Here is a 16,876-nt window from a genome sequence, read left to right on the forward strand (position 1 = left end):
CAGCCAGGACCGGCTGCGGGCAGGGAGACCACCGACCCTGACGGACGGCATGGGACAGGCCCGCGCGTACGACGACGCCTGGGCCTGTCCCATGCCCGGTTCGCTACTCCTCCGGCACCATGTCGATCGCCCCGCTCGGGCACTCGGCCGCGCACAGCCCGCACCCCTTGCAGTAGTCCAGGTCGATGGCGAATCCCTTGCCGGGGCCCAGCTTGGTGATGGCGTTGTCGGGGCAGACGCCGTAGCAGTTGTCGCACTCGAAGCAGTTCCCGCAGGACATGCAGCGGCGGGCCTCGAACAGTGTGGTGGACGCGTCGAGTCCCTGGACCACCTCGTCGAAGGTGGAGACACGCCGGGCCAGTGCGAGCCGAGGCCGCACGGAGGCGGGCGCGTCCGCGTAGTACCAGGTGTTGAGCCGGTCGAAGTCCGCCGGTGCGTGCTTGACGCCGGGCTCGTACGGAGTCCCGCGCAGATAGGCGTCGATGTGCCGGGCTGCCTTCTTACCGTGCCCGACGGCCACGGTGACCGTGCGGTCGGCGGGCACCATGTCGCCGCCGGCGAAGATGCCCCGATGACTGGTCATCAGCCCGTCCGCGACCTGGACCCTGCCGTGGTCCAGCGCCAGATCGGGCACGTCCTTCAGCAGGGACAGGTCGGATTCCTGGCCGAGCGCGAGAACCACGGTGTCGGCCTCCAGCTCCTCGAACTCGCCGGTGGTCTGCGGGAATCCGCTCTCGTCGAGTTCCATCCGCTCGATGGTCAGGTGGCCTTCGTCGGCGTGCTTGATGGTGGAGAGCCACTTCATCCGCACGCCCTCCTCCAGGGCTTCCTCGACCTCGATGTCATGTGCGGGCATACGGTCCCGGGTGCGCCGGTAGACCACCACGGCGTCCGTCGCGCCCAGCCTTCGGGCGGTGCGGGCCGCGTCCATGGCGGTGTTGCCGCCGCCGTAGACCGCGACCCGCCGGCCCAGCAGGGGCGGGTCCTCGCCCTCCATGCTGCCGAGGAGTGCCACGGCGTCGAGGATGCGGGCGCTGTCACCCGCCGGAATGTAGGCGCGGCGGCCGATGCCCGCGCCCACGGCCAGGAACACGGCGTCGTAGGCGCCGTCCCGCTGCGCGGCGAGCACGTCGTCGACCCGGGTGTTCAGCTCCAGTGCGACGCCCAGCGCGACGATGCGGTCGATCTCCGCGTCCAGCACCTCGCGGGGCAGCCGGTAACGGGGGATGCCGTACCGCATCATCCCGCCGGGCTGCTCCTGTGCCTCACGCAGCGTCACGTCGTGGCCGAGCAGCCGCAGATGGTACGCGGCCGACAGCCCGGCCGGACCGGAGCCGACGACCAGGATGCGCTTGCCCGACGCCGTCGAGGGGCCCGGAACACGCCAGCCCCGCTTGATCGCCTCGTCTCCGAGGAACCGCTCGATGGAGTTGATCCCCACGGCGTTGTCGACCTGGACGCGGTTGCAGGCCGTCTCGCACGGGTGGTAGCAGACCCGGCCCATCACGGCGGGCAACGGGTTGTCCCGCATCAACTGCCGCCAGGCGGACTCGTAGTCGCCGCTCTCCGCGTGGAACAGCCACCGCTGGATGTTCTCGCCGGCCGGACACGCCTGGTTGCAAGGCGGCATCCTGTCGACGTACTCGGGACGTTCGGTCCGCCAGGCGCCGGTGTGGTTGGCCAGGCTGGAGCCGACGTCCAGGGTGATCGCGAACGGTTTGTCCTTCACGACGAGGCCTCCTCCTGGGCCAGTAGCCCGAACCGGGCGATGTTGCGGTCGGCGGTCCGTTGCAGGCGGGCGATGACGTCCGTGCGGAGCTCCGGCTGGAAGAGGTGCGCGTACCGTTTCTGTGGGCGCAGGTACTCCTCGACCGGCAGCCGCCGCCGGATCGGTGTGACATCGGTGACCTCGCCGTCTTTGGCCTCGAACACCGGGAACAGGCCGGTCTGTTCGGCCAGCCGTGCGATCCGCACCGTGTCGTGGGACGCCGTGCCCCAGCCCAGCGGACAGGGCACCAGCACATGCAGATAGCGGGCGCCGCGCATCCCCATCGCCCGGTGCACCTTCGCCTCCAGGTCGCGCAGTCCGGCCACGGTGGCGGTGGCGACGTACGGGATCTCGTGCGCCATCGCGATCAGCGGCAGGTTCTTGCCCTGCCCGAAGGGGGCGCCGGGCTCCTCGCCGACCGCCTGGGTGGTGGCCGTGCGTGCGGTCGGGGGCGTGGCCCCGGAGCGCTGTACGCCGGTGTTCATGTAGGCCTCGTTGTCGTAACAGACGTAGAGGACATCGTCGTTGCGCTCGAACATGCCCGAGAGGCAGCCGAGCCCGATGTCGACGGTGCCGCCGTCGCCGCCCTGCCCGACCACCCGGATGTCGGTGCGGCCCTTGGCGCGCAGTGCGGCGGCGACGCCCGCGGCGACGGCGGGCGCGTTCCCGAACAGGGAGTGCAGCCAAGGCAGTTGCCACGACGTCTCCGGGTACGGCGTGGAGAACACCTCAAGGCAGCCCGTCGCGTTGACCGCGATCACCTTGCCGCCGGCCGCCCGTTGAGCCGCGTCCAGGATGTAGCGGGCGCCGAGTGCCTCGCCGCATCCCTGGCAGGCGCGGTGGCCGCAGGTCAGCGCGTTGGCGCGGGCCGGGTCGGCCTGGTCGGACTGGAGGCCTGGCCCCAGCAGTCGGTTTCCGGCGGCGAAGCTGCCGACCTGGTAGAACCTGACCTGTGGTGCGGCGCTCATCGGTTGCTCCCCGCGTCGCGCAGGATGTTCTCCGCGGACGGTCCGGACCTGCGGGTCCGTGCCATCCGCGCCAACTCCCGCTCCACCAGTGCGGTGTTGAGGTCGAGGAAGGTCAGCTGTTCCAGCCGTCCGGCGATCGCGTCGTCGAACAGCCGGTGCAGCGACACCTTCGTGATCGCCCGCCCGCCGAGCCCGGCGATGACGGTGTGGCCGTCGAGCTGGATGCCGGACAGCGCGGTGCGTACGTTCGCCGAGACGATCCCGCCGATGCCGACCGCCAACGCCCGCTCCAGCACAACCACTTGACGCACTCCGCCCAGCACGGCCCGCACCGCCTGAAGCGGGAACGGCCGGAACGACGTGATCGCCAGAGCGCCGATCCGCACGCCGCGCTCCCGCATCTCGTCCACGACGTCGCACACCGTGCCGAACACCGAGCCGAGCGCCACGACGATCGTCTCGGCGTCCTCGCAGCGGTACGGATGGATCAGCCCGCCGGACTCGCGGCCGAAGACCCGCCGGAACTCCGCGGCGACCCGCGGGATGGCCTCCAGCGCCTGCATCTGCTTGGCGTGCGCCAGATAGCGCACCTCGGTGAAGGCCTCAGGGCCGACCATCGCGCCGATCGACACCGGTTCGTCCGGGTCCAGCACCTGACGCGGCTCGTACGGCGGCAGGAACGCGTCGAGCTGTGCCTGCTCCGGCACGTCGATGCGTTCCCAGGCGTGGGTGAGGACGAAGCCGTCCATGCACACCATCACCGGCAGCGACAGTTCCTCGGCCAGCCGAAAGGCCTGCGGGTGCAGGTCGGAGGCCTCCTGGTTGTCCCGCGCGTACAGCTGGATCCAGCCGGAGTCGCGCTGCGACATGCTGTCGCTGTGGTCGTTCCAGATGTTGATCGGTGCGCCGATGGCACGGTTGGCGACCGTCATCACGATGGGCAGGCCGAGCCCGGAGGCGTTGTAGAGGGCCTCTACCATGTACAGCAGGCCCTGGCTGGCGGTCGCCGTGTAGGTGCGGGCGCCCGCCGCCGAAGCCCCGATGCACATGGACATCGCGGCGAACTCCGACTCGACGTTGACGTACTCGCAGGGCTTCAGCGCGCCGGACTTCACCAGGCGGCTGAGCTCCTCGACGATGTGTGTCTGCGGCGAGATCGGGTAGGCGGCGATCACTTCGGGACGGCAGTGGGCGACGGTCTCGGCGACCGCGCGCGAGCCCTCAGTCTGCTTGAGCATGGGCCTGTTCCTCCCGCTGAGCGCGCTGGGCGCGGACGTGGTCGTACGCTTCCTGCGCCGAGGCCGCGTTGGCGGCCCCCAGCTCGCCGGGGAAGCGTTCCCGGACGGCGGCGCCGAGCGATTCGATCGCCACGCAGCCTGTCAGCGCGGCGAGACCGCCCAGCAGAGCGGAGTTCGGCACCGGACGGCCGAAGTGACGCAGGGCGAGCGCGGTGGCCGGTACCGTGAGGGCGCGGTCGGTGAGATCCCCGAGGCCCAGTTCGGTGGCGGGACGTGCTGAGTTGATCAGCACGGATCCGCCGGGACGCAGCCCTTCGAAGACGTTCACCTGGTGCAGCAGGGTCGGATCCTGGATCACCAGCGCGTCGGGCTGGGTGACCGGCTCGCGCACCCGGATCGGAAGGTCGTCGATCCGGCAGAACGCCATCACCGGTGCTCCGGTCCGCTCCGAGCCGAAGTTCGGGAACGCCTGTGCGTGGCGGCCCTCCAGAAAGGCCGCCACCGACAACAACTCCGCGGCTGTGACGGCGCCCTGGCCACCGCGGCCGTGGATGCGTATCTGGAACACGGCACCCTCCTCCCGTACGGGATCCTGTTCCATTCGTACCGTGCGGGAAGACGGACTCCTCAGGGGCCGAACGTCCCGCGTGGAGGACCGAGGGGACCCGGTCCCTCCCGGTCCAGCCCCTCCCGGTCCAGCCCCTCCCGGTCCAGCCCCTCCCGGTCCGGCCCTTGCCGGACGGGCCGGGAGAGACGACTCTTTCCGCGGGACTCACTCGTGCGGCACGACGGCGACCGGGCAACGCACGTGGTGCATCACCGCGTGCGCGATCGGTCCGGTGTGCATGCCGATCCTGGCGGGACGGATCCTGCGGCCGACGGCCAGCAGACCGGCGTCCTGCGCGGCGTGCAGCAGTTGCTGCGCCGGACGTCCCTCCTCGACCAGCTCGACGACCTCCACTGTGGGGTACTTGTCCCGCCACGGCCCGAGCACGGCCGCCAGCGCCCTCTCGGCGCGTGCGTGGACGGCCTTGCGCGCTTTGGCCTCGGCGGCGCTCTGGACGTACGGCAGCTGCCACGCGTACACCACCCTCAGCGGCACGGAACGCAGCGCCGCGCTCTCGAAGGCGAACGCGAGCAGTTCCTCGCACGGATGCGCCGGGTCCACGCCGGCCACGACGTCGCGGTAAGGAGTGTGCGCCGAGGGGCGGCCGGCCGCGTCCGGCACGTGCTCGTCCTTGAGGGTCTGGTCGGCCCGGACGAGGACGACGGGCCGCGTCACATGGGCCACCGTCGACAGCGCCACCGAACCTGCCATGAACCCCTCGAAGCCGCCGAACGCGCGGCTGCCCAGGACCAGCAGCTCGGATTCGTCGCCTGCCGCGACCAGGGCGTCCGCTGCGGGCCGGGAGATCTGATCGGCGCTCAAGTGCACCTGCGGATAGCGTTCGTCGAGCCGGTCCATGGCACCGCTCAGGATCCGCCGCGCCCAGTAGCGCGGCGCCTTCAGCTCGGGCAGCTCCGACTCGTCGGCTGGCATGCCGGCCTCGCATGCGTGCACCAGGCGCAGTGGCAGGCCGCGCCGCAGGGCCTCTCGGGCCGCCCAGTCGGCGGCGGCGAGGCTCTCACGTGAACCGTCCAGGCCTACGACAATGGGGCGAAGCATGGCCAACACCTCCCCGGATCGATGCCCGGACACCTCTTTCTGCGGACCTCTGCACTACCAGCGTCCCGGTGAAAGCCCGGGCTCCGGCAGGGGCTGTCCGGCCTCGACGCCGGGCCGAACGACCCTTTCCCCTCTGCCCAAGCACCGGTCGGCCGCCGTACACAACCGTGTACGGCCACATCTTCAGCCGGGCCAGCGCAGGCTCGGCGAATGGCGCGAATGCCCCCGAGCCGCCGTGCTGATCGGCTCTGGCCGGGGTGAAGCGGCCATGAAGCACCGCACGAGCCGGAAGAACAGCTCGGCGGCCTGCGTGAGCAGTACCCGGAGGGCGAGGTCACCGAGGACCTGCTCCGTGACGCCCCGGTTCCGGTCCCGATGTGGGCCTTCGGCCGGGCAGGCCTGCTCGCGGCCGTGTCCCGTGGCGGTCGTCCGCCGAGCCTCCAGCGTGCCGAGTCTCGATCTCGACGGCGTCCGGTCATGTCGCCGTCAGGCGATGGTGATGCTGTCGTCGAGGTAGACGTCCTGGACGGCGTGGAGGAGTTCGATGCCTTCTGGGGTGGGTCGTTGGAAGGCTTTGCGGCCGGTGATGAGGCCGGTGCCGCCGGCCCGCTTGTTGATCACGGCGGTCCGGACCGCTTGTGCGAGGTCGTCGTGGCCGACTGATGCGCCGCCGCTGTTGATCAGTCCGGCCCGGCCCATGTAGCAGTTGGCCACCTGCCGGCGGGTGAGGTCGATCGGGTGGTCGGTGGTGAGCCGGTCGTACAGGAGCGGGTCGGTCCTGCCGAAGCCGAGTGTGCGGTAGCCGTCGGTGTTCTCCGCCTGTTTCTGTTTGACGATGTCGGCCTGGATGGTGACGCCGAGGTGGTTGGCCTGGCCGGTGAGGTCGGCCGAGGCCGAGTAGTCCGTGCCGTCCTTCGTGAAGGCCGGGGTGCCTCGGTCCGGGCAGGCCGCCGGCCCCATATCGAGGTCGGACGCGTCCGCGTTGTCCATCCGGGCGTGGCCGATGCGGTCGCGCCCGGCCGGAACGGGCCGTTTGATCGGTCGGTGGATGGGCGGGGCAGGTCGGGCACCGCCGCTTCGGTCGCCTCCTTTCCTTTTCCTTCCAGGAAGGGAACGGGGCGAGGGTGTGACGGGGCGCGAGCCGCACGCGGGCGTCGAGGCCGAGGGCCGGGCCGTCGGCGTGGCCGGGACAGGGCCGCCGGGACCGGACGGCCGTATCCGGACGGTGACGCCGTCCGTCAACAGTGCAGGTACCGGGGCTTGTCGGGTGTCGGTCGAGACGTGCCTTCTCTCCGCGCTCCACCTTCAGCGTTCCGCCTGGACTCCCTCCGGCCCAGGGACTGAACGGGCAGGTGGGCGGGACGAGTGGCCCTCGGTTCCCGGTACGCGGATCGCCGGTGGCCCTGACGCATCACGTGCCTCCTGCGCCGCGCGGTGGCATGGGCCGTATGCCCCGGACCGAGGCCGAAGTGCCCCTGCTGCCGCCCGCCCGCAGGTGTCAGGGTGAGAGTGGACTCCCATGCCACGCGTCCGCGCGGTCCGACGAAAGGCGGTGGGGAAAATGGAGCTGCCCCTGGTCGCGGGCGTCGGCGGATCGGACGCGAGTCCTACGGCGGGTTATCGGGCCGTGGACGAGGGAACCCGGCACGGGCTGCCGCTGCGGCCGGTGTACGCCTCCCTGCGAGAGCGCTGCGAAGGCACCGTCCGGTCCGGCGATCTTCAAGGAGGCCCGGCCGCACGCGTCCCGGGGTATGGACCGCGGCGTGCCAAGTATCGGGAAGGCCTGCTGGCCTCCGTACCGAACGTCCGGCGGGAGAAGTACCCGGAGGCCGAGGTCGTGGAGACCGTCGTGGCGGGCGGGGCAGCGGTCGGTGCTGGTCCGGGCCGCCACGGGAGCGAGCCTGCTCGTGGTGCGGACCGGGATCGCCGAGCGGCCGATGGGCCCGCGAACCGCGCCCGTCACCCACGCCGCCATCCATCCCGGCTGCCCCGTGGCCGTCGTGCCCCACGCACGAGTCGTACCCCACGAATGAAAGGAGGGGGTTCACGATGTACTGGAACCGCCACGAAATGAACGGATGGAACTGGTTCGCGATGTCGATCAGCACGGTCCTGCTCTGGGCCCTGCTCATCACCGTCGCCGTGTTGCTCTACCGCACTCTGAACCGTTCCCCCGAGCCTCCGCACACCCCTGCCGCGACACCGGCCGAGCAAGTGCTCGCCGAACGCTTCGCCCGAGGGGAGATCGACGAGGAGGAGTACCGGCGCCGCCTGACCGTGCTGCGCGGGAACGGCCCCAACCTCGCGAAACACTGACCGGAGCCGTTCTGGTGAACACCGCCACGGCCGCGCCGTGCCTGCACGACGCGCAACCGTGGCGGCTCCGCCACCACTCCGGCGGGCGCATCGACGAGCCGGCGAGTACCGCCCCGTGGAACCGGGGCCGGAGACCGGCTGATCCGCGCCGCCCCGGGCCGTGTCCGCCTGGTCCGGGCCGCTGCCCGGATGTCAGCCGGGGGAGTCCAGGCACCGCACGGCCACGTCCTTGACCCGTGCCTTTCTGGCGCGCAGCCGCCGGCCCTCGACATGCCAGCGGTGACGTGTCCGAGGGTGCCGGCGGGGCGGTTCGCGTCGCTGCGAGTCGCGCAGGGCGATCACTGCACACGCGTCCTCGACCACCTGCACCGTCAGGCTGGGCAGCCGGGGAGCGGTCTCCGCACCCACGGTGCGCTCGGCGCCCGGCAGATGCAGGACGGCCGCAAGGGGCCGGGACGACCGATGCTAGGGAACCGCGTTCACAGCGACCACCTCGGGAACCCTCCACGGCGCGGTCCTTCGCGCGGCGGCGGTCACGTCCCGGTGCTGGTGGTCAGCCGGCGCCGCAGGGCCAGCGACGCGAGGGTGAGGAGAGCGGTGGCGAAGGCCGCGAGGACGGCCAGGTCGCGCAGGATCGCGGGCAGGTCACCCTCGCGGGACAGCAGAGTGGTCCACGCGTCGACGGCCCAGGCCTGCGGGACCGCGTGGCCTGCGGTGCGCAGCCAGTCGGGCACGAGGGCCAGTGGCCACATGCAGCCGCCCAGCATGCCGAGGCCGATGCCGAGCGCCGGGCCGACCGCATGGACCTGCTCCGGGGTGCGGAAGAGCGCCCCGGCCAGGACGCCTGCCCCGGTGCCGACCAGCGCCCAGACGGTGACGAGGACACCCGCGGCGAGCGGATCGCCCCAGGCGACGTCGAAGGCGAGCGCGCCGATGCCCACGATCAGGAGGGACTGCAGCAGGGCCAGCAGGAGGTAGGCGATCGTCTCGCCGAACACCACGGTACGGGCGGGCACGGGCGCCGCGAGCGCGCGGGCGTAGACCCCCGTCCTGCGGGTCTGCACGATGGCCGCGCCGCCCGCCAGGGCGTTGATGAAGACGAACAGCACCAGCATGGTCGGGGTGCTGTAGCTGTAGCCCAGCGGCAGGTAGTCGCTCTGGCCGTTGACCGTCTCGGACTCCACGGTGATGGGGGACGCGGCCCGTTCGGCGCCGCGGGCGGCCGTCAGGCCATCGTCGAGGGTGCCGCCCGTCTCGTCGGCGGCGAAGCGGGCGGCCTGCAGGCGTGCCGCATGCTCGGCGACGACGGCCGACACCGAGGACACGGCGGCGTGTCCGGCGCTGCCGGAGGGCTCCACCAGCACGCGTATCGTGACGGAGGCCCGGGCCTGTACGTCCCTGTCGAGATCGGCGGGCACCATCACCACCGCGTCCAGTTCGGCGCGGCGCAGGGCGGTGCGCGCGTCCGCCGCGGTGTCGTACGTACGGGTGCGCAGACCGGACGTGTCCTTGAGGTCCGCTGTCAACTCCCGTGCCACGGGGCCCGCCTGGGCATCGGCGACGACTCCCACCCGGAACTGGTCGACGCCGCTGACCGTGACCCCGATGACGACGATGATCGCGACGGGCAGCAGCACCATGAAGAACAGCGCCGTACGGTCACGGAGCACGCGGGCGAGCGTGGCCCGGGTCAGGGCGAGAGCGGTCATGCCGGCCTCCTCAGCCGAAGGATCAGGGCAGTCAGGGCAGCCACGGCGGCCGAGAAGGCGAAGATGCCGAGCAGCGGAGCGCCGACGGCGGCCCACCCGCGTACGCCGGTGCCCAGGTCTGTGAAGCCGCGCAGGGCCCAGCCGTTGGGCGTGAACAAGGCGAGCCGGCGCATCAGTGAAGTGCCGGACGCGAAAACGAAGTTGCCGCCCAGCAGGACGAGCGCGAACACGACGATCGACGCCAGCCCCTCGGCCTGCCGCTCGGTCCGCGCCAGCGCGATGACGAGCGCCGTCAGGCACACCACGGCCACCGCCATGCCCACGCTCAGCACCGCGACGCCGACCGGATCGGCCCAGCGCGCGCCGAACGCCAGCCACGACACGACCGTGACCGTCCCGAGCCCAGCCAGGCTGTAGACGAACGTGGACAGCGACTTGCCCAGTAGCAGCGCACCTCGCCCGACCGGTGCCGCGGAGATCCGGTCGAGGGTGCCCCGCTGCTGTTCTGTGAAGTAGCCGCGGGCCCCGAAGCCGACACAGAACAGTACGAAGAACATGCCCATGCTCGGTCCGAAGTAGCTGATGACCTTCAGCGGATCGTCGGCGAGCCCCTGCGCCCGCACCTGCTCCGGCAGTCTCAACAAGGCCGCCTCGGCGGCGAGTCGAGGAATCTCCTCGTGCGAGGCGCCCGCCGCCACCGCGGTGGCGACCGACAGACGGTCGGCGTTGACCTGGGCGACGTACGACTCGGTCACCGCGCGGGCCAGTTGCGCCTGCATCCCGAAGTCGACGCTGTCCAGGACGGTGACCGGCGACGCGCCCCCGCCGGCGACCGCCTTGGTGAACCCCTCGGGGACGACGATCGCCGCATGTGCCCGGCCGGCGTCCACCGCCCGGCGTGCCGCGGCCTCGTCGTCGTATGTGTACACCCTTACCGTCTCGGAGAGTTCGGGGCTCTTGAACACCTGGATCAGCCCGGTGGCCGCCGCACCCCGGTCCAGGTCCACGACTCCGATGTCGGCGTGGAACTCGGAGTTGTTGCTGAACGCCATGGCCATGAGACCGGAGATCAGCACCGGCGCCAGGAACACGATCACCCAGGCCGACCGGTCGCGCAGGCGCTGGCGCAGGTCCTTGAGCGCGATGGCGAGGACGACACGCACGGCGACTCACTCCCTCAGCGCGGTGCCGGTCAGATGGAGGAAGACCGCCTCCAGGTCGGGCTCGTCGATCTCCACGCTGCGGATGTCGACGTCGAGTGTGTGCGCGAGGTCGAGCAGGTCCGTCAGCAGGCTCCGGGCGTCCTTGACGACCACCTCGACCACGTCGCCGTGATCCCCGGTGCGTGCCGCGCCCTCGACCCGGGTGAACCGGCGGCACGCCTCCGTGTAACGAGTCAGGTCACCGACAGCGGTGAGCCGTACCCGGTCCCGTTCGGCCACCAGCGCCACCAGTTCGCGCGGGCTGCCCTCGGCGACGAGCCGACCCCGGTCGATGATGCCGACGCGGTCGCACAGCCGCTCGGCCTCCTCCATGTAGTGAGTGGTGTAGAGGACGGCCATGCCCTCCTCGCCGAAGCGGGTGACGCTGTTGAGGATCGCGTGCCGGCTCTGTGGATCGACGCCGACGGTCGGCTCGTCCAGCACCAGCAGCGTCGGCGCGTGCACCAGCCCGGCCCCGATGTTGAGGCGGCGCCGCATGCCACCGGACAGCGAGTCGACGCGGTCGCCGGCCCGGGAGCCCAGGTCGATGAGGTCCAGCACCTCGTCCACGCGGTGTTCCAGACGCCGGCGCGGCAGTCGGTAGAGGCGGCCGAAGAAGCGGAGGTTCTCGCGGACGCTGAGGTCCGGGTAGAGGGCCACGTCCTGTGGGACGAAGCCGATGAGCTGCTTGGCGGGCCCGGCCTTGGTGTCCACCGGCCGGCCCGCCACGTGCACGGTGCCGGCGTCGGGGCGCAGCAGGCCGCAGACCATCCTGATCGTCGTCGTCTTTCCCGCTCCGTTCGGTCCGAGCAGGCCGTATGTCTCGCCCCGCGCGATGCTCAGGCTCACGTCGTCGACGGCGGTGCGGTCGCCGAACCGCCGGACCAGATGCGCGCAGTCGAGTACCGCCCGGTCGGCGTCCTGGCCGGGCGGGTGTCCCACCGGCTGGTTCATGACATCACCTCGACAGTCGTCGGGGGCATTCGTACCGAGCTTCGTACGGCCGCTCCACCGGAGACAGGGGTCGCACGGGTCTGCCGAAGGGCCACTCGGCCCCCTGCGCGCCCGGGCCGGGAGTTCGGTGCCGTCGTCGAGTCGGGCGGCGCTCGTCCGGTGCTCGTCGACGCTGCGGCGCCGGGCGGCGCGGGGCGCGTGTTCCAGCAGGGCGCGCGGGCCGTGGGAGGCCCGTCGGCGGGCGGCGGCCTCCAGGGCGTGGTCGGTGGCGAGCATCAGCGCGATCATGGCCCCGGCAAGGTACTCCCGCACGGCCAGGGTGCCGCCGAGGGCCAGGACCGCGATGAGGTCCACCCCGGCGTCCCCCTCCCGCAGGGCGGCCGGCACCCGGCCCGCTGCGGGCGGTACGGCTGAGACGGTTCCCAGGGCCGAGCACAGGCCGCGGGAACGGCACCCGCGATTCGCAAGACGCCGTCGGCCGTCAGGGCCGGGGGCCGTGACGGCCAGGAGGGCCGGTTCGAGCGGCGATGCGCAGGACGGCGCAGAGAACCACGCGGCGCGGCTCAGTGTCCGGAAGGGCGCGGTTCATGAGAGTCCTCGTACGGCCCCCGGCCGGTTCAGTCGTGCGGGACGAGGGCGACGGGGCAGGGCACGTGGTGCAGGGCCGCGTGTGCGACCGGCCCGAGCTTCCACGTGAGGTGGGACGGGTGGCGCCGTCGCCCGATGACGGTGAGCCGGCTGTGCGCGGAGGCGGACAGCAGTACCTGTGACGCGCGGCCTCTGTCGACGTGTTCCACCACGGGGACATCGGGGAACTTCTCGCGCCACGGCACCAGGAGCGCGCTCAGCCGCATACGCTCCTGCGCCTCATGGTCCCGGTCGGCCCGCTGGACGTACGGGGCGGCCTGCGGATGAGCCGCGGACGCGGAGATGGGCAGGGCCCGTACCGCGCGCAAGCGTGCCGCGCCCGAGGCGGCGGCGGTGAAGGCGAACTCCAGCAGCGGGTCGGCGGCCGGCCCGAGTTCCTGTATGCCGGCCACGACCTCGTCACGGTCCGCCGAGGCAGGGTGCCCCCAGCCCTCCTCGACTGCCGGGTCGCCGGCCCGGACGGTGACGCACGGGCACTGGGCCAGGCCGAGGACGTGCAGGCTTATGGAGCCGAGCAGGAAGTTCGCGAGGGAGCCGTGGCCGCGGGAGCCGAGCACGAGCATCGACGCGCTCTCACTGCGGTCCAGAAGAACCTGTGAGGCGGGGTCGGACACCAGCTCCGTGGTCAGCGTCAGATCATTGTGACGGTGCAGCAGTTCGGCAGCGGCCCGCTGTAGTACTTCCCGTCCGTACCGCTGCTTGCTGTGGGCCTCCTGGGCGATGGGCACGTCGAGCGGCTGGGTGGTCCAGGAGTGGAGCAGTACGACGGGCAGGTGCCGCTCCGCGGCCTCGCGGGCGGCCCACCAAGCGGCCGTCATGCTCGCGCGGGAACCGTCGAGTCCGACGACGACAGCTTCGGTCATGGCACACCTCCGGTGTCGGCGTGGCAGCAGCAGGCCCGCCGCCACGCATGCCTACCCATTCCAGAGTCGGTCCCGGTGACCGCAGGGGGGAAGGGCCGGACGGTTCGTGCCCGGGGCCGTACGGCCCTGTGCGGGAGACGCCGGGCAGGCGGACGCTGGGGATCGCAAGAGCGTGGCACGGGCTGCCCGGCCGATGTCGCCGGGCCCGGGGCCCGGCCACGTCGGGCTGCCCGCGCCGCACCGCCGGCCTGGGGGGATCCGCTTCCCGGACCGTACGGGGAGAGGGGAGCGCTGCGATGAGCGTCCCGGTTGTCGTCGTCAGGTCGGGCAAGGAGTGACCATGGACGGGCGGGCGCCGAAAGAGACGGCAGGAACGACGGAGACGGCAGGAACGACGGACACGGCAGAGGTGGCGCGGGCGGCCCAGGCCGCGGAGACCGACGCGCACAGGCTGGCTCCCGCGCAGGTGGCGTACCGTCTCGGCGTCGATCCGGCCGTGGGACTGAGCGCGCAGGAAGCCGCCCGTCGCGCGGCGGTCCACGGGCCGAACCGGCTCGCCGAGGCGGCCAGGCGCCCCGAGTTGCTGAAGTTCCTGGACCAGTTCCGCAACTGGCTCATCGGCATCCTGCTGATCGCCGCAGTGGTGGCCGGTGCCATCGGTGACATCAAGGACGCGGTGGTGATCACTGTCGTCCTGCAGATCAACGCCGTGCTCGGCTACCTGCAGGAGCGGCGCGCCGAGCACAGCCTGGAGGCGCTGCGCCGGATGCTGGTGCCCACCGCCCGGGTCCGCCGCGGCGGTGTCGAGCAGGTCGTGGAGGCGGACACGCTTGTGCCCGGGGACGTGGTGCTGCTGGAAGCCGGTGACCGGGTACCGGCCGACGGACGCCTGACCGTCGCGGAGTCGGCGGAGGTGGCCGAAGCGGCTCTGACCGGCGAGTCCCAGCCGGTCGCCAAGAGCACGGAAGCCGCCCCGGGGACCGGCGACGTGCCGCTCGCCGAGCGCATCGGCATGCTCTTCATGAACACCGCACTCACCCGTGGCCGCGCCGAGATGATCGTCACGGCCACCGGAATGCGCACCGAACTCGGGGCGATCGCCGAGGCGTTGCGCACCGGATCCGAACCCCCGAGCCCGCTGCAGGTCCAGCTGGACAGCCTCGGCCGGCGGCTCGCGGTGCTGAGCGGGGTCGCGGTCGTCGCCTACGCCCTGACCGCACTGGTACGCGGCGAGGGGCTCTCGGACATCGCGTTGCGGGCCGTGGCTCTGGCCGTCGCGGCGATCCCCGAGGGGCTGCCCGCCGTCCTGGCCCTGACCCTCGCGCTCGGCGGGTACCGCATGGCCCGCCGTGGCGCCATCGTCAAACGACTGTCCTCGGTGGAGTCGCTCGGCGCGGCGACGGTCGTGTGCAGCGACAAGACCGGCACGCTGACCATGAACGAGATGACCGCGCGGGCCCTGTGGACCGTTGGCCGGCTCTACGACGTCACCGGAGAGGGATACGGAACCGCGGGCACCATCCGTGCCGCCGGGACAGCGGATACCGTGCACCACGGCGACCTGACCGAGGCGGTGCTGCCGTTCGCCGCGTGCAATGACGCGCACCTGACGGGCGCGGGTTTCGTCGGCGATCCGACGGAAGCCGCGCTGGTGGTGCTCGCGGCGAAGGCCGGTGTGGACGCCGACCTGCTGCGGGCGGAGTCGCCCCGCACCGGCGAGCTGCCCTTCGACGCCGCCACCAAGTACATGGCCACCTTCCACACCGAATCCGACGAACACACGCGCGTCCACGTCAAGGGCGCGGTGGACGTCCTGTTGGGCCTGTGCACCGACGTGCTGACCGAGAAGGGGGTGCAACACCTCGACGACCGTCGCAGGAGCGAGGTCCTGGCCGTGACGTCCCAACTGGGCGGCTCGGGACTGCGGGTGCTCGGCGCGGCCACCGCCCTGGTGGAGAGCCGTCCGGATCCGTCCGTACTGCCTGGACTGACGCTGGTGTCGATCGCGGGGATCGCCGACCCGCCCCGCCCGCAGGCCCGCGACGCGATGGCACTGTGCCGCTCCGCGGGCGTCGCCGTGAAGATGATCACCGGTGACCACGCCGACACCGCGGCGGCGATCGCGCGCGAACTCGACATCCGCGGCGACGTGGTCACCGGTGCCGAACTGGACCGGATGACGGAGGATCAACTCGCGGCGCGCATCGACGACATCGGCGTGTTCGCGCGCGTCGCCCCGGAGCACAAGGTGGCCATCGTGCACGCCCTGTCGAGCCGCGGCCGCATCGTCGCCATGACCGGCGACGGCGTCAACGACGCCGCCGCGCTGCGGGCTTCCCACATCGGGGTGGCGATGGGCCGCACCGGCACGGACGTGGCCAAGGAAGCAGCCGACATGGTACTCACGGACGACGATTTCTCCACGATCGTGCGGGCCGTCCGCGAAGGACGGGCCATCTACGACAACATCGTCAAGTTCGTCCGCTTCCAGCTGGCCACCAACATCGGCGCCATCCTGAGCCTGCTCGGCGCCTCCCTGGCCGGGCTGCCCGCGCCACTGACGGCGGCCCAACTGCTCTGGATCAACATCATCATGGACGGGCCGCCCGCGATGGCCCTGGCCGTCGACCCCGCCCGCGACGACGTGATGCGCCACCCGCCGCGCGATCCGAAGGAGCGGATCCTGGACGTCCGCCGGCTGACCGCCATCGGCCGGGCCGGTGCGGTGATGGCTGCGGGCACCGTGGGCCTGCTCGCCCTCGCCCGATCGCAGGTCGGCACGGAAACCGCGCTGACCATGGCGTTCACCACGTTCGTCCTGTTCCAGCTGTTCAACTCCCTCAACGCCCGCGCGGACGACGGGCCGCTGCTGGGCCGCCACCAGCTGCGCAACCGGACCCTGTGGCTGTGCCTGGCCGGCGTCCTGGCCGTCCAGGTGATCGCCGTCCACCTGCCCTGGGCCCGTGCGGTCTTCGGCACCACTCCACTCGACGCGACGCAGTGGGCTCTGTGCCTGGCCACGGCATCCACGGTGCTGCTCGTCGAAGTCGTCCTGCGCGCGGCGCGGTTGCTCGTGCGGCGCTCCCGCGGGGCCGATCGGCCGGGGGAGCGCTGACCGCTCCGCCGGAAGTACGGTGCCTCGTCCGTGGGTCCCGTCGTGGCCGGCCGCTCGCCCACTCTCGGCTCGCCGAGCGGCGGACCTTCATCGCGGCGGAGCCGCACATCGACACAGCCTCGTGGGCGCTCCGGGGCGATGTCCCGGTGGTGGCACGAGGGAGGTGTCGCGGACCCTGCCGCCGAGCGTCACGACGCCGGCCCGGACCTCCTCCCGCACGGCCGAGGCCAAGGTGGAAAAGGTGGACGGCACCACTGCCGCGGACCTGGTGAAGTCCGCTGCGGTTCAGTCAGCCCTGAACGGGCACGGGGTTGTATCAGGATGCGGCTTCGCCGTATGGGCACGACCGGCCACGAAGGGCTCGCTGGCGTCTGACGGCCCGGTCCTGCACATCCAGCGGAGCGCTTGGCGTCCCGGCCTGACGACCCG

General features: G+C 71.9%; 13 protein-coding genes. 2 read left to right on the forward strand and 11 right to left on the reverse strand.

The features are described from left to right. Window positions 1-103 precede the first annotated feature (103 nt). The 6 genes from OG595_RS43580 to OG595_RS43605 form a co-directional block, all read right to left on the reverse strand. Complete coding sequence (locus tag OG595_RS43580) at window positions 104-1,729, reverse strand: NAD(P)-binding protein (protein ID WP_329282192.1); 1,626 nt, start codon at window positions 1,727-1,729, stop codon at window positions 104-106. After that, on the reverse strand, window positions 1,726-2,736 hold the full coding sequence (locus OG595_RS43585; protein ID WP_329282193.1) for a thiamine pyrophosphate-dependent enzyme: 1,011 nt from the start codon (window positions 2,734-2,736) through the stop codon (window positions 1,726-1,728). The genes OG595_RS43580 and OG595_RS43585 overlap by 4 nt, the downstream gene beginning before the upstream one ends. Next, a complete protein-coding gene (porA, locus tag OG595_RS43590; RefSeq protein WP_329282196.1) occupies window positions 2,733-3,974 on the reverse strand; it encodes a pyruvate ferredoxin oxidoreductase in 1,242 nt (413 codons plus the stop codon). The genes OG595_RS43585 and porA overlap by 4 nt, the downstream gene beginning before the upstream one ends. Further along, on the reverse strand, window positions 3,958-4,542 hold the full coding sequence (locus OG595_RS43595) for a 2-oxoacid:acceptor oxidoreductase family protein (RefSeq protein WP_329282198.1): 585 nt from the start codon (window positions 4,540-4,542) through the stop codon (window positions 3,958-3,960). The genes porA and OG595_RS43595 overlap by 17 nt, the downstream gene beginning before the upstream one ends. 204 nt (window positions 4,543-4,746) lie before the next feature. Then, complete coding sequence (locus tag OG595_RS43600; RefSeq protein ID WP_329282199.1) at window positions 4,747-5,640, reverse strand: universal stress protein; 894 nt, start codon at window positions 5,638-5,640, stop codon at window positions 4,747-4,749. A 486-nt stretch (window positions 5,641-6,126) separates the two neighbouring features. Next, a complete protein-coding gene (locus OG595_RS43605; protein WP_329282201.1) occupies window positions 6,127-6,630 on the reverse strand; it encodes a hypothetical protein in 504 nt (167 codons plus the stop codon). A gap of 1,059 nt (window positions 6,631-7,689) precedes the next feature. Between OG595_RS43605 and OG595_RS43615 the strand changes: the two genes are divergently transcribed. Beyond that, window positions 7,690-7,956, forward strand: coding sequence for an SHOCT domain-containing protein (locus tag OG595_RS43615; protein WP_329282202.1), 267 nt, complete (start codon window positions 7,690-7,692; stop codon window positions 7,954-7,956). Between the two features lie 192 nt (window positions 7,957-8,148). Here OG595_RS43615 and OG595_RS43620 read toward each other — a convergent pair whose 3' ends face one another. The 5 genes from OG595_RS43620 to OG595_RS43640 all read right to left on the reverse strand — a co-directional run bounded on the left by OG595_RS43620 (window position 8,149) and on the right by OG595_RS43640 (window position 13,332). Further along, window positions 8,149-8,364, reverse strand: a complete 216-nt coding sequence (locus OG595_RS43620; protein ID WP_329282203.1) for a hypothetical protein — start codon at window positions 8,362-8,364, stop codon at window positions 8,149-8,151. Between the two features lie 125 nt (window positions 8,365-8,489). Then, the gene (locus OG595_RS43625; protein WP_329282204.1) at window positions 8,490-9,665 is read right to left on the reverse strand and encodes an ABC transporter permease; all 1,176 of its coding nucleotides are present in this window, start codon (window positions 9,663-9,665) and stop codon (window positions 8,490-8,492) included. Further along, the gene (locus tag OG595_RS43630) at window positions 9,662-10,828 is read right to left on the reverse strand and encodes an ABC transporter permease (protein WP_329282206.1); all 1,167 of its coding nucleotides are present in this window, start codon (window positions 10,826-10,828) and stop codon (window positions 9,662-9,664) included. Before OG595_RS43630 ends, OG595_RS43625 begins: the two co-directional genes overlap by 4 nt. Before the next feature lie 6 nt (window positions 10,829-10,834). After that, window positions 10,835-12,175 carry an ABC transporter ATP-binding protein gene (locus OG595_RS43635; protein WP_329282207.1) on the reverse strand — a complete coding sequence of 447 codons (1,341 nt, stop codon included), beginning with the start codon at window positions 12,173-12,175 and terminating at the stop codon, window positions 10,835-10,837. A gap of 263 nt (window positions 12,176-12,438) precedes the next feature. After that, window positions 12,439-13,332 (reverse strand): universal stress protein, encoded by an 894-nt coding sequence (locus OG595_RS43640; RefSeq protein ID WP_329282209.1) that lies wholly within the window; start codon window positions 13,330-13,332, stop codon window positions 12,439-12,441. 340 nt (window positions 13,333-13,672) lie between these two features. On the opposite strand from OG595_RS43640, the gene OG595_RS43645 reads away from it, so the two are divergent. Then, window positions 13,673-16,447 carry a cation-translocating P-type ATPase gene (locus OG595_RS43645; protein ID WP_329282211.1) on the forward strand — a complete coding sequence of 925 codons (2,775 nt, stop codon included), beginning with the start codon at window positions 13,673-13,675 and terminating at the stop codon, window positions 16,445-16,447. Window positions 16,448-16,876 lie beyond the last annotated feature (429 nt).

The organism is Streptomyces sp. NBC_01451, assembly GCF_036227485.1.
Lineage (GTDB): Bacteria > Actinomycetota > Actinomycetes > Streptomycetales > Streptomycetaceae > Streptomyces.